This window comes from Burkholderia sp. MSMB1078WGS, from assembly GCF_001528895.1.
Classification (GTDB): domain Bacteria; phylum Pseudomonadota; class Gammaproteobacteria; order Burkholderiales; family Burkholderiaceae; genus Burkholderia.
The window spans coordinates 20,296-41,610 of record NZ_LPDI01000088.1 but is presented as its reverse complement, the minus strand read 5'-3'; the positions used below and the strand labels follow the sequence as shown (position 1 = coordinate 41,610).

Annotated in this window: 17 protein-coding genes; 6 read left to right on the top strand and 11 right to left on the bottom strand. The window is 68.7% G+C overall.

The annotated features are described in order from the left end of the window. Positions 1-501: 501 nt before the first annotated feature. The gene (locus WT24_RS21880; RefSeq protein ID WP_060035833.1) at positions 502-4,074 is read left to right on the top strand and encodes an indolepyruvate ferredoxin oxidoreductase family protein; all 3,573 of its coding nucleotides are present in this window, start codon (positions 502-504) and stop codon (positions 4,072-4,074) included. A gap of 92 nt (positions 4,075-4,166) precedes the next feature. Here WT24_RS21880 and WT24_RS21875 read toward each other — a convergent pair whose 3' ends face one another. After that, on the bottom strand, positions 4,167-5,834 hold the full coding sequence (locus tag WT24_RS21875) for a Na+/H+ antiporter (protein ID WP_059506402.1): 1,668 nt from the start codon (positions 5,832-5,834) through the stop codon (positions 4,167-4,169). 308 nt (positions 5,835-6,142) lie between these two features. On the opposite strand from WT24_RS21875, the gene WT24_RS21870 reads away from it, so the two are divergent. From WT24_RS21870 to WT24_RS21855, 4 genes are all read left to right on the top strand, one after another. Further along, positions 6,143-7,429, top strand: a complete 1,287-nt coding sequence (locus WT24_RS21870; RefSeq protein ID WP_059506401.1) for an EAL domain-containing protein — start codon at positions 6,143-6,145, stop codon at positions 7,427-7,429. A 166-nt stretch (positions 7,430-7,595) separates the two neighbouring features. Next, positions 7,596-7,982, top strand: a complete 387-nt coding sequence (locus tag WT24_RS21865) for a hypothetical protein (RefSeq protein ID WP_060035832.1) — start codon at positions 7,596-7,598, stop codon at positions 7,980-7,982. Then, positions 7,979-8,383 carry a hypothetical protein gene (locus tag WT24_RS21860; RefSeq protein ID WP_060035831.1) on the top strand — a complete coding sequence of 135 codons (405 nt, stop codon included), beginning with the start codon at positions 7,979-7,981 and terminating at the stop codon, positions 8,381-8,383. The genes WT24_RS21865 and WT24_RS21860 overlap by 4 nt, the downstream gene beginning before the upstream one ends. An 83-nt stretch (positions 8,384-8,466) precedes the next feature. Next, the gene (locus WT24_RS21855; RefSeq protein ID WP_059506394.1) at positions 8,467-9,195 is read left to right on the top strand and encodes a copper homeostasis protein CutC; all 729 of its coding nucleotides are present in this window, start codon (positions 8,467-8,469) and stop codon (positions 9,193-9,195) included. 19 nt (positions 9,196-9,214) lie between these two features. Here the strand turns inward: WT24_RS21855 and WT24_RS21850 are convergent, their stop codons facing one another. The 10 genes from WT24_RS21850 to aceK all read right to left on the bottom strand — a co-directional run bounded on the left by WT24_RS21850 (position 9,215) and on the right by aceK (position 19,923). Beyond that, entirely contained in the window at positions 9,215-9,616 is a 402-nt protein-coding gene (locus WT24_RS21850; protein ID WP_059506392.1) for a hypothetical protein, read from the bottom strand. A gap of 184 nt (positions 9,617-9,800) precedes the next feature. Next, complete coding sequence (gene bioB, locus WT24_RS21845; protein WP_059793540.1) at positions 9,801-10,820, bottom strand: biotin synthase BioB; 1,020 nt, start codon at positions 10,818-10,820, stop codon at positions 9,801-9,803. 41 nt (positions 10,821-10,861) lie between these two features. After that, the gene (gene bioD / locus WT24_RS21840; protein ID WP_059506388.1) at positions 10,862-11,584 is read right to left on the bottom strand and encodes a dethiobiotin synthase; all 723 of its coding nucleotides are present in this window, start codon (positions 11,582-11,584) and stop codon (positions 10,862-10,864) included. Further along, entirely contained in the window at positions 11,581-12,765 is a 1,185-nt protein-coding gene (gene bioF / locus WT24_RS21835) for an 8-amino-7-oxononanoate synthase (RefSeq protein ID WP_060035830.1), read from the bottom strand. The genes bioD and bioF overlap by 4 nt, the downstream gene beginning before the upstream one ends. Continuing rightward, entirely contained in the window at positions 12,762-14,108 is a 1,347-nt protein-coding gene (gene bioA, locus WT24_RS21830; protein WP_179949382.1) for an adenosylmethionine--8-amino-7-oxononanoate transaminase, read from the bottom strand. The genes bioF and bioA overlap by 4 nt, the downstream gene beginning before the upstream one ends. Positions 14,109-14,622: 514 nt before the next feature. Further along, positions 14,623-15,894 (bottom strand): dienelactone hydrolase family protein, encoded by a 1,272-nt coding sequence (locus WT24_RS21825; RefSeq protein ID WP_060035828.1) that lies wholly within the window; start codon positions 15,892-15,894, stop codon positions 14,623-14,625. A 106-nt stretch (positions 15,895-16,000) separates the two neighbouring features. Then, positions 16,001-16,438, bottom strand: coding sequence for a YchJ family protein (locus WT24_RS21820; protein ID WP_059506379.1), 438 nt, complete (start codon positions 16,436-16,438; stop codon positions 16,001-16,003). Positions 16,439-16,491: 53 nt separating this feature from the next. Continuing rightward, positions 16,492-17,169 (bottom strand): SDR family oxidoreductase, encoded by a 678-nt coding sequence (locus tag WT24_RS21815; protein WP_059506377.1) that lies wholly within the window; start codon positions 17,167-17,169, stop codon positions 16,492-16,494. Between the two features lie 112 nt (positions 17,170-17,281). After that, positions 17,282-18,049: a carbonate dehydratase gene (gene can, locus WT24_RS21810; RefSeq protein WP_059506375.1), complete on the bottom strand. Its 768-nt coding sequence runs from the start codon at positions 18,047-18,049 to the stop codon at positions 17,282-17,284. A 56-nt stretch (positions 18,050-18,105) separates the two neighbouring features. Next, positions 18,106-19,923 (bottom strand): bifunctional isocitrate dehydrogenase kinase/phosphatase, encoded by a 1,818-nt coding sequence (aceK, locus tag WT24_RS21805; protein WP_060035827.1) that lies wholly within the window; start codon positions 19,921-19,923, stop codon positions 18,106-18,108. Positions 19,924-20,227: 304 nt separating this feature from the next. Here aceK and WT24_RS21800 point away from each other — a divergent pair, with 304 nt between their 5' ends. After that, positions 20,228-21,307, top strand: a complete 1,080-nt coding sequence (locus WT24_RS21800) for an MBL fold metallo-hydrolase (RefSeq protein WP_060035826.1) — start codon at positions 20,228-20,230, stop codon at positions 21,305-21,307. The last annotated feature ends 8 nt before the right edge of the window (positions 21,308-21,315 follow it).

The window sequence follows — 21,315 nt, the reverse complement described above, 5'->3', positions numbered from 1 at the left end:
GGCGTCCCGCATGTCGATTCCGGATGTGGACATCCCGGCTCCGACGCCACTCGAAATGCTGTGCAATCGAACGGTGAGCGTGCGAGCCCGATCGGGCCGAAGGGCGCGGCATTGTGGACATCCGTCGCTTCCGGCCACTCGGAACGCTGTGCATTTCAATGGTGAGGATGACGGCCGATGCCGCCGAAACCCTTGCCGGTCGGGGTTCGAGCGCCGATCGCCGGTCGGGCGGCGATCCTTGCGACTTGCGCCGGCTTTTCCGCCCGAGCGTCGACCGCCCCCGACGCATCACCCACCGCGCTCCCGCTGCCCGCGCGAAAACTCTCTCAAATATCGGCAGAAAGCTGCGCAGTTTTTCTCGCCGCATGCCGCTCCGAGCAAGATGAGGAAAAACATTCTCGGCTGCGCGCGAAAAAATAGAGCCATTCGCTGCCGGCGCCCCGCGTCACCCGACGCCCCGCCGCGCACGGCCCAGAACAGCACAATCCGGAGACTCCCCCCATGACCGCCCGCCTGCCCGTCGACGGCACGCCTGCCCTGTCCGACTACCGCCTGACCGACAACCTGACCGCGACGCGCGGCCGGATCTTCCTGACCGGCACGCAGGCGCTGATTCGCCTGCTGCTGATGCAGCGCGCGGCCGACGTCGAGCAGGGGCTGAACACGGCCGGCTTCGTCAGCGGCTACCGCGGCTCGCCGCTCGGCATGGTCGACCAGCAGCTGTGGAAGGCGAAGAAACTGCTCGACGCGAGCGGCGTGCGCTTCCTGCCCGCGATCAACGAGGAACTCGGCGGCACGGCGGTGCTCGGCACGCAGCGGGTCGAGGCCGACCCGGAGCGCACGGTCGAGGGCGTGTATGCGATGTGGTACGGCAAGGGCCCGGGTGTCGATCGCGCGGGCGACGCGCTGAAGCACGGCAACGCGTACGGTTCGTCGCCGCACGGCGGCGTGCTGGTCGTCGCGGGCGACGACCATGGCTGCGTGTCGTCGTCGATGCCGCACCAGAGCGACTTCGCGATGATGGCGTGGCACATGCCGGTCGTGAACCCGTCGAACATCGCCGACATGCTCGAATTCGGCCTGTACGGCTGGGCGTTGTCGCGCTACTCGGGCGCGTGGGTCGGCTTCAAGGCGATCTCGGAAACGGTCGAGTCGGGCTCGACCGTCGACCTCGATGCATTGCAGACGCGCTGGCCGGCACCGGAGAGGTTCACGCCGCCCGCAGGCGGCCTGCACAACCGCTGGCCCGACCTGCCGAGCCTCACGATCGAGGCGCGCCTCGCGGCGAAGCTCGACGCGGTTCGCCATTTCGCGCGCGCCAACAGCATCGACAAGTGGATCGCGCCGAGCGCGCACGCGAACGTCGGGATCGTCACCTGCGGCAAGGCGCACCTCGACCTGATGGAAGCGCTGCGCCGCCTCGACCTGACGGTCGCCGATCTCGACGCGGCCGGCGTGCGGATCTACAAGGTCGGCCTGTCGTATCCGCTCGAGATGACGCGCGTCGAGACCTTCGTCGACGGGCTCGCCGAAGTGCTGGTGATCGAGGAGAAGGGGCCGGTCGTCGAGCAGCAGATCAAGGACTACCTGTACAACCGCACCGAAGGCGCGCGCCCGCGCGTGCTCGGCAAGCATGACGCGGCCGGCGCGTGCCTGCTCTCCGAGCTCGGCGAGCTGCGCCCGTCGCGCATCCTGCCGGTGTTCGCCGACTGGCTCGCACGGCACAAGCCGGCGCTCGACCGCCGCGAACGGGTCGTCGATCTCGTCGCGCCGCAGATCCTGTCGAACGAGGCCGATGCGGTGAAGCGCACGCCGTACTTCTGCTCGGGCTGCCCGCACAACACGTCGACGAAGGTGCCGGAAGGCTCGATCGCGCAGGCCGGCATCGGCTGCCACTTCATGGCGTCGTGGATGGAGCGCGACACCACGGGGCTGATCCAGATGGGCGGCGAGGGCGTCGACTGGGCCGCGCACGCGATGTTCACCAACATGAAGCACGTGTTCCAGAACCTCGGCGACGGCACCTACTTTCACTCGGGCATCCTCGCGATCCGCCAGGCGGTCGCCGCGAAAGCGAACATCACGTACAAGATCCTCTACAACGACGCGGTGGCGATGACGGGCGGCCAGCCGGTCGACGGCAGCATCTCGGTGCCGCAGATCGCGCGGCAGGTCGAGGCCGAAGGCGTGTCGCGCTTCGTCGTGGTGTCCGACGAACCGGAGAAGTACGACGGCCATCACGGGCAGTTCCCGGCCGGCACGACGTTCCATCACCGCAGCGAACTCGACGCGGTGCAGCGCGAATTGCGCGAGACGCCGGGCGTCACCGTGCTGATCTACGACCAGACCTGCGCGGCCGAGAAGCGCCGCCGCCGCAAGAAAGGCGAATTCCCCGACCCGGACAAGCGCCTGTTCATCAACGACGCGGTGTGCGAAGGCTGCGGCGATTGCGGCGTGCAGTCGAACTGCCTGTCGGTCGAGCCGCTCGAAACGCCGCTCGGCCGCAAGCGCCGCATCGACCAGTCGTCGTGCAACAAGGACTATTCGTGCGTGAACGGCTTCTGCCCGAGCTTCGTGACGGTCGAAGGCGCGGCGCTGAAGAAGGCGGCCGGCGCCGCATTCGACGAAGCGGCGCTCGCCGCGCGCGTCGACGCGCTGCCGGTGCCGGCGACGCATCTCGACGCGGCGCCGTTCGACATGCTCGTGACGGGCGTCGGCGGCACGGGCGTCGTGACGGTCGGCGCGCTGATCAGCATGGCCGCGCACCTCGAAGGCAAGAGCGCCTCGGTGCTCGACTTCATGGGCTTCGCGCAGAAGGGCGGCTCGGTGCTGTCGTTCGTGCGGATCGCATCGAGCGACCGGTGGCTGAACCAGGTGCGCATCGACACGCAGCAGGCCGACGTACTGCTCGCATGCGACATGGTCGTCGGCGCGAGCGCCGAAGCGCTGCAGACGGTGCGTCACGCGCGTTCGCGGATCGTCGTCAACACGCACCGGATCCCGAATGCGTCGTTCGTGCAGAACCCCGACGCGAACCTGCACGCGGATGCGCTGCTCGAGAAGATGCGCCACGCTGCCGGCGACGGCTACCTGTCGAGCTGCGACGCGCAGGCGCTCGCCGCGAAGTTCCTCGGCGACTCGATCGGCGCGAACATCCTGATGCTCGGCTTCGCATGGCAGCTCGGCCTCGTACCGGTGTCGCTCGCCGCGATGATGCGCGCGATCGAGCTGAACAACGTCGCGGTGCCGATGAACAAGCTCGCGTTCTCGATCGGCCGGATGGCGGCCGGCGACGCGGCGGGCCTCGACGCGTTGTGGAACGCGCGGCATGCGGTGGCCGCCCACGCCGCGCCGGAGACGCTCGCGGAGCTGATCGCCGATCGCGAAGCGCGCCTCGACGCATACGGCGGCGCGCGCTACGTCGAGCGTTACCGTGCGCTGGTGAACGCGGCGCGCGCGAAGGGCGACGACGCGCTCACGCGCGCGGTCGCGACGACGTTCTACCGGCTGCTCGCGGTGAAGGACGAATACGAAGTCGCGCGGCTGTACACGGACGACGCGTTCCGCACGGCGCTCGAAGCGCAGTTCGAAGGCGTGCCGGGCCACGCGTACCGCGTGAAGTTCAACCTGGCGCCGCCGACGGTCGCGAAGGCCGGCAGCGACGGCGCCGCGCCGAGGAAGCGCGTGTTCGGCCAGTGGATGTGGCCGGTGCTCGGCATGCTGGCGCGCGTGCGTAGCCTGCGCGGCACGTGGCTCGATCCGTTCGGCCGCACGGTCGAGCGCCGGATGGAGCGCGCGCTGGCCGACGACTACGAAACCACGCTCGCGCGTGCGTTCGCCGCGATGACGGCCGGCAATGCGGCGCAGGTCGTGCAACTGGCCGACCTGCACGCCCGCGTGCGCGGCTTCGGCCACGTGAAGGTGCGCAACCTCGCCGGCGTGAAGCGCGCGGAACGCGAGCTCGCATTGCAGCTCGGCATCGACGCGGCGACGAGCGCGGCCGTGCAGCACGCGCTCGACGAGATGAAGGGCGCGGGGATGCTGAAGGGGATCCCGGTCGTCGTCGCGAAGTAACGCGATCGCGAGCGGAGGTGAGGACGGCGACGCCGATGCGTCGCCGTTTTTTCATGCCCGCGGGCGGCGGCGCGCAGGCCGGGGCCGGTCGCTCAAAGAATGCCTTTCTTGCGCGTCGACAGCGCGGTTTCGGACAGGTCGATCTCGCGAAGCAGCTTCGTCAGCGTCTCGTCGGAAATCTTGCTGTCGCTGCGCAGCCGATACAGCGCCGAGCGTTCCGCACGCACGGCCGCGATCCGCATCTGCAGCTCCATCGTTTCGGCCTGCTGCGCTTGCGCGCGCGGCGTGGGGCCGTCCTCGGCCAGCGCGGCCAGCCGGCGGCGGTACTGGTCCATCACGCGTGCGGAGATGTCCGCGCAGCGTGCCGCGCCCGATTCGTCGAGATCGGCCGAGATCGCGTCGTGCGACGAATCGACCGCGCGGATCGCGGCCTGCGCGGCGGCCGAGCGTGCAATGCGCTCCTCGTCGCCGAGCGGGTTGCGCGTCGAGCGCACGCCGCGCAGCAGCAGCGGCAGGCCGATCACCGCGACGATCAGCGAGCCCAGGATCACGGCCGACGCGATGAAGACCGCGGTGTCGCGGCCCGGCAGCGGCACGCCGTCGGACAGCGCGACCGGGATCGACAGCACACCGGCGAGCGTGACCGCGCCGCGCACGCCGCCGACCGTCATCACCGCGATCGTGCGCACGCCGGCCATCGTGCCGGCGAGGCCATGGCGCGCGGCGCGGCGGCTCGCGAACCAGCGCAGCAGCCACACCCACAGGAAGCGGATCGCGTACAGCGCGAGCATCATCGCGCACACGTTGAAGATCATGCGGCCGACCAGCGCGTCGCTCGTATGGTGCGCATCGACGAGTGCGCGGCCGATGATGTGCGGCAACTGCAGCCCGAGCATGATGAACACCATGCCGTTGAACACGAACTCGATCATCGCCCACGTGCTTTCGGCGCGCACGCGCGACGCGACGGTGCTTTTGCGCGAAAAGCTCGTGTAGTTCATCATCATCCCGGCCGACACGGCCGCGAGCACGCCCGACAGGTCGAGGTGCTCGGCGAACAGGTAGGCCGCGAACGGCACCAGCAGCGTCATCACGATGCCGGGGGCCGGGTCGCCTTCCTGCTCGGCATTCAGGAAGCGCGTCGACAGCGCGCTGAACACCCACGACACGATCGCACCCGTCGCGAGCCCGCCGGCCGCGACGATCACGAACGTGACCGATGCGGCGCGCAGCGAGAACACGCCGGTCAGCGCGGCCGCGATCGCGAACTTCAGCGCGACGAGGCCCGACGCGTCGTTCATCAACGCCTCGCCTTCGAGGATGTGCATCAGTTGCGGCGGAATGCGCCCCTTGCCTGCGATGCCGGACAGCGCGACCGCGTCGGTCGGCGACAGCACCGCCGCGAGCGCGAACGCGATCGGCAGCGGCAACTCGGGAATCAGCCAATGCGCGAAGTAGCCGACTGCGAGTACCGTCATGAACACGAGCCCGAACGCGAGCATCAGGATCGCGCGGCGCTGCAGGTAAAGCTCGCGCTTGGGAATTCGCCAGCCGTCCGCGAACAGCAGCGGCGGAATGAACAGCAGCATGAAGATTTCGGGGTCGAACGTGACGTGCAGGTTCAGCTTCGGCCACGCGAGCATCGCGCCGAACGCGATCTGCATCAGCGGCAGCGGCAGTTGCAACGGCAGGAGGCGCGTGACGGCGCCGGACAGCGCGACGGTCAGCAGCAGGATGAGGACTGTGAAGACGATTTCCATCGATACGGCGGATAGGCAGAATGAAACGGTCGTACGGAGTGTAGCGTGCCGACGTGACGGATGCGCTCGAGCGGCCGGTGCGTGCGCACGGAAATGGTGCGTCGGCGGTGCGCCACGATGGTGCGGCGGCCCCGCGCGGCCGTGCGGCGCATGGGGTCCGCGCACCTTGCACGGAGCTTGCTTGAAGGTAGGCAGCCGCCCGGCCCGAGCCGGGCAACCGAGGGTCCAACCATGACATTGCGCGCGCCGTCCCGTTCGTCGTCCGTTTCGCCGGACGCCGCGTTCGACTGCATCACCAGGAGAAGGGCATGACGATCGTGCAACAGGAGCGTCCGGCCACCGCGTCGCCGTACCGGTTCGAGCGGGAGATGAGCTCCGGCTTCGAACGGCTCGCGACGCAGCACCGCGACCTGACGCTCACGACCGTATTCCAGCCGATATTCAGCCTGTCGCACCAGCGTGCGGTCGGCTACGAGGCGTTGCTGCGCGCGCACGATGCGCTCGACCGCGCCGTGTCGCCGCTCGACGTGTTCGGCGAAGCCGCGCGCCGCGGCGAACTGCTGCAGCTCGACCGGCTCGCGCAGGCGCTGCATCTGGAGAACTTCGCGCTGCTCGGCGCGGAGCGCGAGTGGCTGTTTCTCAACGTCCACCCGGGCGTGCTCACGGATCCGTTCCAGGCGGCCGCGCTGCTCGCGAACCTGAAGCGGCTCGGCATGCCGCCGCGACGCGTCGTGCTCGAAGTGCTCGAACAGCGCGCGGACGACATCGAGCGGCTCGCGGAGGCCGTGCGCGAATTCCGCACGCACGGCTTCCTGATCGCGCTCGACGATTTCGGCGCGGGCCACTCGAACCTCGAGCGGATCTGGCAACTGAACCCGGACATCGTGAAGCTCGACCGGATCATGCTGTCGCACGCGGCGCACCGGACGGGGCTTACCGCGATCCTGCACGGGCTCGTGACGCTGTTGCACGAGGCCGGCAAGCTGGTGCTCGTCGAAGGGATCGAGACCGAGCACGAAGCGCAGATCGCGCTGTCGTGCGAGGCCGATTTCGTGCAGGGCTACTACTTCGGCCGGCCCGCGCCGGGGCTGCCCGACAGCGCGGCCGCGACCGGCTGCATCGGCGAGCTGACCGAGCGCTTTCGTCAGCAGACCGAAGCGCGCGAGCGGCGCGACACGCAGCGGCTCGCCCCGTACCTGCGTGCGTTCGAACGGGCGGCCGAACGCCTCGAGGCCGGCGAGCCGCTCGACGAGGTGTGCTGGAACTTCCTCGCGCTCGACGCGGCCGCGCGCTGTTTCCTGCTCGACGCGCAGGGCCGGCAGTCGGGCCGCAACGTCGTGCTGCGCGCCGATCGCGCGCTGGCCGAGGCGCGCTTTTCGCCGCTGGCGGACGCGCAGGGCGCGAACTGGCTGCGCCGGCCGTATTTCCGCTCGGCGATCGCCGAACCGGGGCGCGTGCAGGTCACGCGGCCGTACCTGTCGATCAACGAGGCGCAGCCGTGCGTGACGCTGTCGGTGGCCGTGCGCGTCGGCGATGCGCAGCGCGTGCTGTGCGGCGACATCGACTGGAGCGACGAGGAGGCGCCGGCCGGTTAGCGCCGTGCGCCGCGCATGCGGCGATTGTCACGATCCGGACGCGCCGGCGCCGCACCATCGTTGCGCTCGACGCGTGCTTCCTCGACAATGGCGCGATCGCGGCCGCCGTGGCCGCGATCGCGCCGTCCCGGGGGCACCATGACGGCGGATAACAACAGGAAAACAAATGAAAAGACCGATTTCGCTGACGATCCTCGCGTGGATCCTGATCGTGACCAATGCGATCGCGTGCATCTATACGCCGTTCTCGATCCGCGCGCCGGCTGCGCAGGCGCTGATGTCGCACTATCTGCTGCCCGTCTGGGCGACGCTCGGCGTCAGCGTGATCGTCGAAGCGACGAACGTCGCGATCGGCGTCGCGATCCTCAAGGGCCGCGAGTGGTCGCGCAACGCGTATTTGGCGACGTCCGGGTTCGGCTTCGCGTTCTCGCTCGTCAACATGCCGTCGACGATGTTCGTCGCGATGATTCCCGGCGTGCTGCTGTTCGCGCTGTTCGTCTACCTGCTGTTCCGGCGCCCGGCGACCGCGTATTTCCGGCAGGCGCTCGCATGAAGGTTCTGCGTAACGCACTGGCGATCGCACTGTTCGCGATCGCTGGCATGTGCGTGCTCTGCGCGCAGACGATGGCGTTCATCAGGATCGGCCATCCGGGCTTCATGATCGTATTCGGCGCCGTGCTGTTCGCGGTGTCGGCCGTGCTCCTTGCCGTGGGCGCGTTCGCCGGCGCATTTCGGCCGCGTACGCGCGGCGTGGGCATCGCGTTGCTCGTCGCGACCGCGACCACCGCGCTCGGGATGATCGGCTGGGTGGCGATGCTGATGTCGCCTGAGTTCATCGACGTGATGCGGCAGCAGGGGCTGCACGTCAGCGTGCGGATGTTCCGGTTCATGCCCGGTTTCGCGGTGACGGCGTTGTCCGGCCTGGCTGGCGCCTGGCTCGTGCGGCGCGGCTGACGCGGGCGGCGGCCTGCCCGCTGGCGCGGGTCGCGCCGCTCCGCTACGATGCGCGCATTGTCCTGACGATACGCGAGCCGCCGATGATCCGAACCGCTGCTTCTTCCGTGCTCCTCGAAGTGATCGCCACGACCGTCGGCGATGCGAAGACCGCCGCCCGCGCGGGCGCCGACCGGCTCGAACTCGTGACCGCGATCGGCGAAGGCGGGCTGACGCCGAGCGTCGGCCTGATCGAAGCCGTCGTGGCCGCCGTGCCGATTCCGGTGAACGTGATCGTGCGGCCGCACAGCCGTTCGTTCGTCTACGACGCCGACGATCTGCGCGTGATCGAGCGCGACGTACGCGCAGCTGTCGCGGCCGGCGCGAACGGCATCGTGTTCGGCGCGCTCGATGCGCGCGGCGACATCGATCTCGACGCGCTCGCGCGCATCGCGGCCGCCGCGGACGGCCGCGACCTGACGTTCCACCGCGCATTCGACGTCGCGCGCGACCTGAACGCCGCATTCGACGCGCTGCTGCGCGTGCCGGCCGTCACGTCGGTGCTGACGTCGGGCGGTCATCCGTCGGTGCTCGATGCGGCCGCGACGATCGCGCGGATGGTGCGGCACGCGGAAGGCTCGACGTGCACGGTGCTGGCCGGCTCGGGGCTGACCGTCGATGCGGTCGGCGATTTCGTCCGTACGACGGGCGTGCGCGCGGTGCACTTCGGCTCGGGCGTGCGGCCGCGCGGCGAGGTGCTGGCGCCGGTCGACGAGCGGCTCGTCGCGAGGGCGCGCGCAGCGCTCGACGACGTGGCGCGCGTGCCGCGTTGACAACACGCGTGCGTGCTCGTCAGTCGTAGCGGATCGTCAGATCCTTCAGAATGTCGACGCTTCCCCATTTGAACGAACAGCGGCGGCCGACCTCGAGCGCCGTGCCGTCGCGCGTCTCGCTGACCGGCGCGCAGCCGCCCGAGATCTTCACCGTCGGCGTGCCTTGCCGCGACAGCGGGAACTCGATCGCCGCGTCCTGTGGAATCGTGTGCGTCAGCGCGACGTCTTCGACGTAATCGTCCGGCAACGTGAAGATCAGTGCGCGATCGACCTTCAGCGTGTAGTAGTCGTGCTGGAACGGTACGCTCGTCACGCACAGCTCGCTGGTGTGTCCGTTCAGCGTCTGCGTTGAACATTTCGGTTCTGCGGCGTGCGCGGTAGCCGCGACGAAGCCGAGCACGGCGACGGCGATTTTGTTCATTCCTGTTTCCCCCGAGTGTGATTGGATGTCGGCCCGACGGGCCGTGTGTCCCCGCGCGCGATCGCTACGGCGAACGGGGGAAATATTAGTGCGGACGCGATTGCGATGCACACAGCCCGTGACGTTCGTTGACAAAAAAAGCCGGGACACGTCCCGGCTTTCGTCGCAGCAATGAAACTGCCGCTTACGCGTTTTCCGCCAGCGCATCGGCCTGGCTCGCGCGAATCCCGAGGCGCTCGAACAGCGCGCGATCGCGCTGCGTCTGCGGGTTGCTCGTCGTCAGCAGCTGGTCGCCGTAGAACATCGAGTTCGCGCCTGCGAGGAAGCACATCGCCTGCATCGCGTCGTCGAGCTGCTCGCGGCCGGCCGACAGGCGCACGACCGCCTTCGGCATCGTGATGCGCGCGACCGCGATCGTGCGCACGAACTCGAACGGATCGAGCGGCGCGGTGCCTTCGAGCGGCGTGCCTTCGATCGCAACGAGGTTGTTGATCGGCACCGATTCCGGATACGGGTTCAGGTTCGCGAGCTGCGAGATCAGGCCCGCGCGCTCGCGGCGCGATTCGCCCATCCCGATGATGCCGCCGCAGCACACGTTGATGCCCGCGTCGCGCACGCGATCGAGCGTGTCGAGACGATCCTGGTAGGTGCGCGTCGAGATCACCTGACCGTAGAACTCCGGCGACGTGTCGAGGTTGTGGTTGTAGTAGTCGAGGCCCGCGTCGGCGAGCTGCTGCGCCTGCTCGTCCTCGAGCATGCCGAGCGTCATGCAGGTTTCGAGGCCGAGTTCCTTCACGCCGCGCACCATTTCGGTCAGCGCCGGCATGTGGCGCTCCTTCGGGTTGCGCCATGCGGCGCCCATGCAGAAGCGGCTCGCGCCGTTTGCCTTCGCCGCGCGCGCGGCGTCGAGCACCGCGTCGACGTCCATCAGCTTCTCGGCCTTCAGGCCCGTATCGTGATGCGACGACTGCGAGCAGTAGCCGCAATCTTCCTCGCAGCCGCCCGTCTTGATCGACAGCAGCGTCGACAACTGCACCGCGTTCGCGTCGAAGTGCTCGCGATGCACCTGCTGCGCGCGGAACATCAGGTCGTTGAACGGCAACTCGAACAGCGCGACGACGTCGGCGACGCGCCAGCGTTGCGGGGCCGGTGCAGCGACGGGAATCGAGTCGGGTTGCACGGCGGCGGTCTGGGCTTGGGTCATTTCGTTTTCCTGTCCTGGGCGGGATGGGGGGATCGGTCGGGTCAATGCCGCGCGGCGCGCAGCGACTCGACGAGCGCGGCGATGTCGAGCATCGCCGCGGCGGATTCGGGGGCGGCCGGCGTCATGTGCGCGATGCGGCCGACGAGCGGCGCGCGGTGCTCGCGCGCGAGCCAGTCGCGGATCGTCGCGACGTTCTCGTCGGCGAACGACATGGCCGGGTCGACGTGGTTCGCGACCCAGCCCGCGAGCGTGAGGCCGCGTGCGCGAATCGCGTCGGCCGTCAGCAGCGCATGGCTGATGCAGCCGAGCCGGACGCCGACGACGAGCACGACGGGCAGGCCGAGCGCGACCGCGAGATCGGCGGTGTCCTGCGTGTCGTTCAGCGGCACGCGAAAGCCGCCGACGCCTTCGACGACGACGACGTCCGCGCGCGTCAGCGCTTCGCGATGGCACGCGACGATCGTGTCGAGATCGAGCGTCACGCCTTCTTGCGCGGCGACGATGTGCGGCGCGGCGGGCGCCTTCAGCAGAAACGGCGTGCGCAGCTCGGGCGGCAGCGCGACGTTCGCGGCGGCGTCGAGCTGATCGGCATCCTCGTTGCGCCACACGCCGTCGCGTTCGTACGCGCCGGCCGCGACCGGCTTCAGCGCGGCCGCGCGCAGCCCGTGCCGCGCGAAGCCGTGCAGCATCGCGGCCGACACGAAGGTCTTGCCGATTTCGGTGTCGGTGCCGGTGACGAAGACGGAAAGCGGGGCGGCGGTCATGCGGCTGCCTCGCTGGCTTCGATCAACGCGGCTTCGAGCCGCGTGAGATCGTCGAACGAATGCGCGGCCGACAGCGACACGCGCAGCCGCGACGTGCCGGCCGGCACCGTCGGCGGCCGGATCGCAGGCACCCACAGGCCGTGCGCGTCGAGCGCGCGCATCGCGGCGAGCGTCGCGTCGTTGCTGCCGATCACGAGCGGCTGCACGGCCGTGTGCGAATCGACCGGCTGCCAGCGCGTGTTGCGCAGCAGCGCGCGCGTGCGTTCGATCAGCGCGGCGAGGTGCGCGCGGCGCGCGTCGCCTTCGTCGCCCGCGATCAGCTTCAGGCTCGCCGAGACCGCATGCGCGACGGCCGGCGGCGCGGCGGTCGTGAAGATGTAGCTGCGTGCGCGCTGGATCAGCCATTCGATCACGGTTTCATGCGCGATCACGAACGCGCCGGCGACGCCGGCCGCCTTGCCGAGCGTGCCGACGTACACGAGATGCGGCGAACGCAGCGCGGCGGCCGCGAGCGCGCCACGACCCTGCGGGCCGAGCACGCCGAAGCCGTGCGCGTCGTCGACGACGAGCCACGCGCGGTGGCGTTCGGCCAGCGCGACGAGTTCGGCGAGCGGCGCGACGTCGCCGTCCATGCTGAACACGGTATCGCTGACGATCAGCTTCGTTTCGGCGTCCGACGCATCGAGCAGCGCGGCGAGCGCGGCCGTATCGGCGTGCGGATAGACCTGCACGTTCGCGCGCGACAGCCGCATGCCGTCGATCAGCGATGCGTGGTTCAGTGCGTCGGAAAAGATCGTCGCGCCCTTGCCGGCGAGCGCCGTCATCGCGGCGAGATTCGCCATGTAGCCGGTGCTGAAGTACAGCGCGCGCGGCGCATCGGAGAAGCCGCCCGCGAAACCCGCGAGTTCGTCCTCGAGCCGGGCATGCGCGCGCGAATGCCCGCCGAGCAGGTGCGAGCCGCCGCTGCCGGAGCCGTAGCGCTGCGCGCCTTGCGCGAACGCGGCGACGAGCGCCGGATGCGCGGCGAGGCCGAGGTAGTCGTTGCTCGCGAAGCCGACAATTTCGCGGCCGTTCACGGTCATGCGCGCGTCGCACGCGGTATCGGCGATGCGGCGCACGCGGCGCAGCCCTTGGGCGTCGAGATCGGCGAGGCCGCGTTGCAGGGTGTCGAGCAGGCTCATCGGCCGAGGTCCTCCAGCGTGGCGTCGAGCGTGTCGCGCGTGTGTTGCGCGAGCCACGCGATGTCGTCGTCGCTCATCACGTACGGCGGCATCAGGTACACGGTCGTGCCGATCGGGCGCAGCAGCAGTTCGTGCGCGAGCGCCTGTTCGAAGAAGCGTCGCGAGAAGCTGCGTGCCGCATCGCCGTCGAGCGCGACGTCGAACGCGAACAGCGTGCCGCGCTCGCGCAGGTGGCGCACGTGCGGATGCGCGTCGAGCGGCGCGAGCGCCGCGCGCAGCGTCGCCGATTTGCGGGCGTTGCTCGCGAGCACGTCGTCGCGCGCGAACAGATCGAGCGTTGCAACGGCCGCGCGGCACGCGAGCGGGTTGCCCGTGTACGAATGCGAGTGCAGGAAGCCGCGCGTCGTGTCGTCGTCGTAGAACGCCGCGAACACGTCGTCGCGCGTGAGCACGAGCGACAGCGGCAGGTAGCCGCCGCTGATGCCTTTCGACAGGCACATGAAATCGGGCCAGACGCCGGCCTGCTCGCACGCGAAGAAGGTGCCCGTGCGGCCGCAGCCGACCGCGATCTCGTCGGCGATCAGGTGCACGCCGAATTCGTCGCACAGCGCGCGCAGCCCGCGCACGTACGACGGATCGTGCATCGCCATGCCGGCCGCGCACTGCACGAGCGGCTCGACGATCAGCGCGGCGATCCGGTTGCCGCGTTCGACGAACAGCCGCCGCACGTCCGCGAGCGCGCGGCCCGCGACGTCGGCGGCCGTCTCGCCCGGCAGCGCGCCGCGCGCATCGGGCGACGCGACGACGTGCGCGTGGCGGATCAGCGGATCGTACGCATCCTTGAACAGCGCGACGTCGGTCACGCCGAGCGCGCCGATCGTCTCGCCGTGATAGCTGTTCGCGACGCAGACGAATTCCTGCTTGTTCGCGCGGCCGCGGTTGCGCCACGCGTGGAAGCTCATCTTCAGCGCGATCTCGACGGCCGACGCGCCGTCCGATGCGAAGAACGCATGGCCGAGCGTGCGCGCGGTGAGCGCATGCAGCCGTTCGGCGAGTTCGATCGCCGGTTCGTGCGTGCAGCCGGCGAGCATCGCGTGCTCGAGCGTGTCGAGCTGGTCCTTCAGCGCCGCGTTGATGTCCGGGTTCGCATGGCCGAACAGGTTGACCCACCACGAGCTGATCGCGTCGAAGTAGCGGCGGCCGTCGCGGTCGTACAGCCACACGCCCGCGCCGCGCGCGACGGGGACGAGCGGCAGGCGCTCGTGATGCTTCATCTGGGTGCAGGGATGCCAGACCGCGCGCAGGCTGCGCGCGACCCAGTCGTCGGTGGCTGGCGTACTCAAGGCGACTCCGGGGGTAAAACGGCCGCGCGGCATCGACGGGATGCCGCGCGGCGGAACACGAAACGCGCAGAGATTAGCGTGTTCCGCCGGACGTTGCACTAGCGGTTACAAACGCCGCAAAGCCTTGCGGGGCGGGAGTTCGGCGCAGTTCGGCGGGGCTCGGGACGGAACGCGGCGGATCGGGCGAAATGCGCGCAGATGACGACGTTCGAGTGACACCCCCCGACAGAAAAAATCGCAGGGCGAGGGGCGGCGTAGCGGTGAAATAAGGGGAACGATGATGGTGCGGCGTGGGACGCGTGGGAGGCGTCAAGGGGCGATCTCGTTTCGCGGATTTGCCTGATCGACGGGGCGGCGCAAGGGCTGACGACGGGACGAAAAATCCGGGGCGAATTCACGTCGATCGCTCGTAAAAACGAGCGTGACGCAGTGTGTGCTCGATTTGACGAGCCGGTAGTGGCGCGCCGCGACGACCTTGATGGGCGGAGCGCGAAGGGAGGACGGCAGCCGCGCGTCAGCGCGAAGCCAGTGCGCGCGTATCGACGTCGCGGGCGTGATCGTCGCCGTTGTCGGCCGTCTGCGTCGCGTTGTCGCTCCACACGACGCGGTCGTTGACCGCATACAGCCGGCACGCGCCTGCCCCTTGCTTCGCGCAGTTGTCGAGCGCCAGCGCCATCGGATCGTCGCCGCCTTCGGCCCACGACCACGCGCCTTCCGACGACACCGCGAACGCGCGGCTCGGATGCTGGTTCAGGAAGCGGCGATAGCCTTCGCGGCCCGCTTCGTCGACGTAGGGCACCGCGTTGACCGCATCGATCGACGCATAGCCGGTGGCCTTCGGTTCGTGCGGATCCGCGACGGCATAGCGCACCGCGGTCGGCAGGTTCAGTTCGGCGAGGAACGCGTGCACGGCCGGCCACCACACGGGCACGCCGTCGCGATCGACGATCAGCCGGTGCGCGTCGTCCTTGTAGCGGCCGAAATCGATGAACTGGGCCTGCGTGCCGTGCGACACGTATGCGTCGTGCATTTGCGCGACGAGCGCGGGCGTCCACACCGAATCGTTGTCGCCGTACAGCCACAGCGACCGCACGGCGGTATGCGCGCCGTACTGGTCGAACGCGTCGACGAGGTTGCGCTGCCAGCCGTCGCACAGGTCCTGGCGCAGCCCGCCGGAGAAGTTGATGATGCCGCGCACGCCCGCTGCGGCTTCGGTGCCGTATGCGATCGACACGAGGCCGCCGTGCGACGTGCCGGCGACGACGATGCGCGACGCATCGACGTACGGCTGGCGCGACATGTAGCGCACCGTCGCATCGACGTCGGCGGCCTGGGCGAGGCCATTCTTGCCGACGTTGCAGCCTTCCTGCCGGTACGTGCCGTCCGAACCGGCGAAGCCCTGGCGATTCGGCGCGATCACCGCATAGCCGCGGCGCACGAATTCGCGCGCGAACGCGAGCGGCCGGCTGCGCGGCTGCAGATGGAGATCGCCGGTATTTTTACCGTGGTTGAAGACGACGAGCGGGAACGGGCCGGGGCCGTTCGGCTTGAAAAGCGTCGCCTCGAGCGTGACGGCGCCCGACGCGTCGGCCGGAATGCGGAGGATCTGTTCGTTGAGGTCGGCAGCGATCTGCGGCAGGTTCGAGTCGGCGTAGTCGAAGTGCTCCGCGTGGGCGAGCGACCCGCTGGCGCCTGCACCCGTATTGGCGCTCGGCAGCGTACCGGCCTGAGCGGCCGACAGCGCACAGGCCGCCATCCATCCCACCAATACCTTGCTGAACGCCATCCGTAAGCCCTGCCATGCAACATGACCAATTCGAGGCCATCGTAGCCCGACAAAATCGGGTTGTGCAATGCGGGAATTACCCGGCGTCTGACAGGGCAACTATTTGTCAGCGTTCACTTACTTCGCCGTCGACATAGCGCCAGAATCCCTGCTCGTCGCGCTCGAAGCGGCTCGTCTCGTGGAGCCGGTACGCGCGTCCGCCGACCTTGTAACGGGCCACGAATTCGACCTCCGCATGCCGGTCGTCGAGCGGCACGTGGCGTTTGACCGCGAGGCCCAGCCAGCGCGGCGCGTCCGGTGCGTCCGGGTCGGTGTCGAGATCGGGCGGGCAGGTGCGCGCGGCCCATGTCGCGCGCAGATAAGCGGTCGCTCCCAGCACGTACGCGCTGTACCGCGAACGCATCAATTCGAGAGCGGTCGGGGCGGCTTCGCCGCCATCGATGAAGCGGCCGCAGCAGGCCGCATAGCGGGGCGCCGGCGCTTTGCCGGCGTGCGCGGGCGACGCGCCGCCGCACGGGCATGCATCAGGTCGGTTCAAAATCATGCGGAATGTGAATTAACAACGCTCGGTTGACAACGCCCGGTTGCCGGCGCCGCTCACCAACTGAGCTCGATGCCGTCGTACTGGAAGAACCGGCCGTTCGCCTGAGACAGGTCCGAAGCGGATTCGGCGATGACGCGACGCATCCCGGTCACGCTCGTTTCCGGGTCGATCGCGGCTTGCGCACCGCCCATGTCGGTGCGCACCCAGCCGGGATGCAGCGAAATGCACGCGGCATGGCGGGTCTGCAGCGACGCGATGCGCAGCGCGTCGTTCAGCGCGGCCTTGCTCGCGCGGTACAGCCAGCCCGTCGTGCCGGTCGCCTCCGCGATGCTGCCCATCCGGCTCGACACGACGGCCAGCACGCCGCGCGCGTCCTCGACGAGCGGCAGCAGGATCGGCAGCAACTGCATCGGCCCGCGCACGTTCGTATGCATCACCGCGTCGAAATCCTCGGCGGTGATCGTCTCGACGCCTTCGGTGCGCGGCCCGTACACGCCCGACACGAGCACGGCCGCATCGAGCCGCTCGCCGTCGAGCTTCCAGCCGAGCGCCGCGATCTGCTCGGGCTGCGCGATGTCGAGCGCATGCGGCTGCGCGCCGAGCGCGCGCAACGCGTCGAGCGACGCCGCGTCGCGCGCGGTGGCGATCACGTTCCAGCCGTCGCGCCGGTATTGCCGGACGAATTCGCGGCCGAGGCCGCGCGATGCACCGACGATCAATACGGTTTTCATGCCCGTCGCTCCTTGGGTTGGCGCCGCCGTGGCAGCGCCGGTGTCAGATCCGTTCGACGCGTGCCGCGCCCGCGCGGTAGCCGCCGCCAGACGGCCGGCCCGTCATTGCGCGTTACTGCGCGTCGTCGCACGGCTTGAGCGTGGCGGCGACTGCCTGCGCGACGCCGTCGAGCTGCGCGGCGTCCGCCGCGACCATGTCGTTGTCGGGCGCATGCTGGCCGCGTGCGGTCAGCGCCGCCACGCAGCGCCGGTAGGTTTCGTCGAGCGCATCGAAGTTCGACACGGACATCCCGAGGTTGCGCATCCGGCCGTCGTGCACGCCGTACACGAGCCCGTGCACGGTCAGCGACTGGCCCCGCGCCCATGCGTCGTTGACGATCGTCGTGCGGCACACGTTGACGACCTGTTCGATCGAATTCAGCTCGATCAGGCGGCGGTACCGCGCTTCGCCGACCGGCCATTCGTCGAGCAGCGCCGCATGGCGCTCGCGCACGTCCTGCACGTGGTGCAGCCAGTTGTCCGCGAGGCCGACACGGCGGTTGTGCAGCGCCGCGTTCACGCCCGAGCAGCCGTAGTGGCCGACGACCATGATGTGCTTCACGCGCAGGATGTCGACCGCGAACTGGATCACCGACAGGCAGTTCAGGTCGCTGTGCACGACGACGTTCGCGATGTTGCGGTGGACGAACACCTCGCCCGGCGGCAGGCCGATGATCTGGTTGGCCGGCACGCGCGAATCCGAGCAGCCGATCCACAGATATTCCGGCGCCTGCTGGTCGGCGAGCCGTGCGAAGAAATCGGGATCGTCGGCGAGCTGGCGCTTGACCCAGGCATCGTTGTTGTCGAACAGATGTGAAAGCGGATTGTCTTGGGTAGTCATCGGTGTGGATTCCGTTGGCGGAAATCGGGTCGATAATGATTGCGGTGTTGCCGGCGTCAGGCGGCGCGCTGCGCGCCGCCTTCGCCGTCGTTCCGGTCCGTCGCGCCGAAGCGCGCGGGGTAGCGCACGCAAAAGCGCAGCGCCGCGTCGTACGGATAAAAATCGGGCAACTCGCCCTGCATCAGCTTGTCCTTGCTCGCCTGCCACAGCGCGGGATCGAAAAAGTCCGCGTGATGCTTCATGAAGACGCCGCGCACGCGCGGGTCGCCGAGCAGGAACGGCCCGTAGGTCTCCGGAAAGATGTCGTGCGGGCCGACGGTATACCACGGTTCGCCGGACAGCTCGTCTTCCTCGTTGCGCGGCGGCGGCACGCGCCGCACGTTGCAGTCGGTCAGGTACTCGATCTCGTCGTAGTCGTAGAACACGACGCGGCCGTGGCGCGTGACGCCGAAGTTCTTGTACAGCATGTCGCCCGGAAAGATGTTGGCCTTCATCAGCTCCTTCACCGCGTTGCCGTATTCCTTCACGCCATGCTCGACGTCCGCGTCGGTGCCGTTCTGCAGGTACAGGTTGAGCGGCGTCATCCGGCGCTCGATGTACAGGTGCTTGATCACGAGCTTGTCGTCCTCGTATTCGAGCAGCGACGGCACTTCCTTCTCGAGTTCGCGCACGAGCGCGTGATCGAGCCGCGCGAGCGGCAGCGCGACGCTCGAATACTCGAGCGTGTCGGCCATCCGCCCGAGGCGGTCGTGGCGCTTCACGAGCTGGTACTTCTCCATGATCTGCGCGCGCGTCGTGTCCTTCGGCGGCGGGAAGTGATCCTTGATGATCTTGAACACGTACGGGAACGACGGCAGCGTGAACACGAGCATCACGAGGCCCTTGATCCCGGGCGCGACGATGAAGCGGTCGCTCGAATGCGACAGGTGATGCAGCAGGTCGCGGTAGAACAGGTTCTTGCCCTGCTTCTGGAGCCCGACCGAAGTATAGATCTCGGCCTTCGGCTTGCCCGGCATGATCGTGCAGAGGAAATCCACGTACGCGGACGGCACGCCCATGTCGACGAGGAAGTACGAATGCGAGAAGCTGAAGATGATCTGCAGCAGGTCGCGGCGCAGCAGCACGGTGTCGAGCGCGAGCAGGCCCGGGCGCACGTGGCGGATCGGCACGGCGAACGGCAGCACGCGGTCGGCGTTGATGATGCGGCCGACGATGTACGCGCTCTTGTTGCGGAAGAACAGCGACGACAGCACGTGGATCTGGAAATTCGGCGCTTCGTCGAAGTGGCCGAATTCGTCGTCGATCGCCTGCATCACGCAGCCGATGTCGCGCGCGAGATCCTCGAACGCCGGCTCGAGCTGGAAGTTCGTGACGATGCGCTCGAGCGTGACCGCGAGCCCGTCGGTGCCCGGGTAGTACGCGCGGTAGGTCGGCTTCGCGGCCGGCTCGTCGTTCTCCAGGTACTCGGTCGAAATCGCCGGGCGCACGAAGATGAAATCGTTGTTGAAATACGAGCGGTGCAGGATCTTGCAGCACACCGAATTGAAGAAGGTTTCCGCGCACTCGGGCTGGCGGTGCGACGTGAGCAGCCCGATGTAGTGCAGCTTGATCTGCTGCCACACTTCGTCGTCGATGTTCTCCGCGTCGTACTCGTCTTCCAGCACCTCGACGCATTCCTTCACGCGATCGTCGTACGACGTGATCCGCTCGCGCGCGAGCCGCTGCAGCCCGTGCCAGTCGCCGCGCTCGAACAGCGTCTTCGCATCGACCGCCGCTTCGCGGAAGATCCGGTAATGGCGATCGAAGTATTCGAGCATCGTCTGCGCGACGTCGAAACCGATCTGCGACGACAGCAGTTTGGGGAAGTGATTCATCGCGTGCAGGCTCGTTCAAGGGGCTGTAAGCACTCGCCATTTTAGCGCCCAAGGCGGCGTTTCAATGACTTTCGCGGTGACGCGCGAATGGCCGTCAATCGGCGTGTTGATCGCCGTTGGGCGCCGTTCGATGCATCTTCGCGTAAAGATACGGGTACGGAACCGATTCTGACACGAACTTTTTTCCGGCGGGCCGGCGCTCGTCGGGCACCTGTTTCGCGCGACGGCGATAGAATCGACGCACCGCCCGCCGCGCCCTGCCGCCGGCACGCATTCGCACCGATAACGACGAGACGCCCCACCGATGAACGCCCTGGAACACCAACTCGACTACCCCTTCGCCGATACGCTGCCCGCCCCGGGCGACACGTTCGAGGTCGCGCCGGGCGTGCGCTGGCTGCGCATGCCGCTGCCGTTCTCGCTCGATCACATCAATCTGTGGCTGCTGCGCGACGAGATCGACGGGCAGGCCGGCTGGACGATCGTCGATTGCGGGATCGCGTCGGACGCGATCCGCACGCACTGGGAGCAGATCTTCGACACGCATCTCGACGGCCTGCCGGTGCTGCGCGTACTCGTCACGCACTGCCACCCCGATCACTTCGGCCTCGCGAACTGGCTGTGCGAAGGCGGCGACAAGGGCCGCTGGAACGTGCGGCTGTGGATGACGCTCGGCGAATACCTGTTCGGCTGCCTGATGGCGGCCGGTAACGGCTCGAACGCGGGCGGCGCGGCCGCCGCCGATCACTTCGCGCGCCACGGGCTGACCGATCCGGCCGCGCTCGACAAGTTGCGCAACCGCCGCAGCTATTACGCGGATCTCGTGCCGGCCGTGCCGCCGCGCTACCGGCGCCTGCGCGAAGGCGACGCGGTCGCGATCGGCGCGCGTACGTGGCGCGTCGTCACCGGCTTCGGCCATTCGCCTGAACATTGCGCGCTCCACTGCGAAGCGGACGGCGTGCTGATTTCCGGCGACATGGTGCTGCCGCGCATCTCGACGAACGTGTCGGTGTTCGATCTCGAGCCGGAAGCGAACCCGCTCGCGTTGTATCTCGAGTCGCTCGGCCGCTACGAGACGATGGCGCCCGACACGCTCGTGCTGCCGTCGCACGGCAAGCCGTTTCGCGGCGTGCGCACGCGCATCGCGCAACTGCGCGAACACCACGATGCGCGCCTGGCCGAAGTGCGCGTCGCATGCGCGGAGCAGCCGCGGAGCGCGGCCGACATCGTGCCGATCATGTTCCGCCGCCGCGAGCTCGACATCCACCAGATGACGTTCGCGCTCGGCGAGGCGCTCGCGCACCTGAACCTGCTGTGGCTCGCGGGCGAACTCGTGCGCGAACAGGGCGACGACGGGGTGCTGCGGTTCCGCACCGCCGGCTGAGACTGCTT

Excerpts from the sequence above, each read along its gene's own strand:
- WT24_RS21880 (WP_060035833.1), top strand. The coding sequence starts at position 502 with ATGACCGCCCGCCTGCCCGTCGACGGCACGCCTGCCCTGTCCGACTAC.
- WT24_RS21875 (WP_059506402.1), bottom strand. The coding sequence starts at position 5,834 with ATGGAAATCGTCTTCACAGTCCTCATCCTGCTGCTGACCGTCGCGCTG.
- WT24_RS21870 (WP_059506401.1), top strand. The coding sequence starts at position 6,143 with ATGACGATCGTGCAACAGGAGCGTCCGGCCACCGCGTCGCCGTACCGG.
- WT24_RS21865 (WP_060035832.1), top strand. The coding sequence starts at position 7,596 with ATGAAAAGACCGATTTCGCTGACGATCCTCGCGTGGATCCTGATCGTG.
- WT24_RS21860 (WP_060035831.1), top strand. The coding sequence starts at position 7,979 with ATGAAGGTTCTGCGTAACGCACTGGCGATCGCACTGTTCGCGATCGCT.
- WT24_RS21855 (WP_059506394.1), top strand. The coding sequence starts at position 8,467 with ATGATCCGAACCGCTGCTTCTTCCGTGCTCCTCGAAGTGATCGCCACG.
- WT24_RS21850 (WP_059506392.1), bottom strand. The coding sequence starts at position 9,616 with ATGAACAAAATCGCCGTCGCCGTGCTCGGCTTCGTCGCGGCTACCGCG.
- bioB (WP_059793540.1), bottom strand. The coding sequence starts at position 10,820 with ATGACCCAAGCCCAGACCGCCGCCGTGCAACCCGACTCGATTCCCGTC.
- bioD (WP_059506388.1), bottom strand. The coding sequence starts at position 11,584 with ATGACCGCCGCCCCGCTTTCCGTCTTCGTCACCGGCACCGACACCGAA.
- bioF (WP_060035830.1), bottom strand. The coding sequence starts at position 12,765 with ATGAGCCTGCTCGACACCCTGCAACGCGGCCTCGCCGATCTCGACGCC.
- WT24_RS21825 (WP_060035828.1), bottom strand. The coding sequence starts at position 15,894 with ATGGCGTTCAGCAAGGTATTGGTGGGATGGATGGCGGCCTGTGCGCTG.
- WT24_RS21820 (WP_059506379.1), bottom strand. The coding sequence starts at position 16,438 with ATGATTTTGAACCGACCTGATGCATGCCCGTGCGGCGGCGCGTCGCCC.
- WT24_RS21815 (WP_059506377.1), bottom strand. The coding sequence starts at position 17,169 with ATGAAAACCGTATTGATCGTCGGTGCATCGCGCGGCCTCGGCCGCGAA.
- can (WP_059506375.1), bottom strand. The coding sequence starts at position 18,049 with ATGACTACCCAAGACAATCCGCTTTCACATCTGTTCGACAACAACGAT.
- aceK (WP_060035827.1), bottom strand. The coding sequence starts at position 19,923 with ATGAATCACTTCCCCAAACTGCTGTCGTCGCAGATCGGTTTCGACGTC.
- WT24_RS21800 (WP_060035826.1), top strand. The coding sequence starts at position 20,228 with ATGAACGCCCTGGAACACCAACTCGACTACCCCTTCGCCGATACGCTG.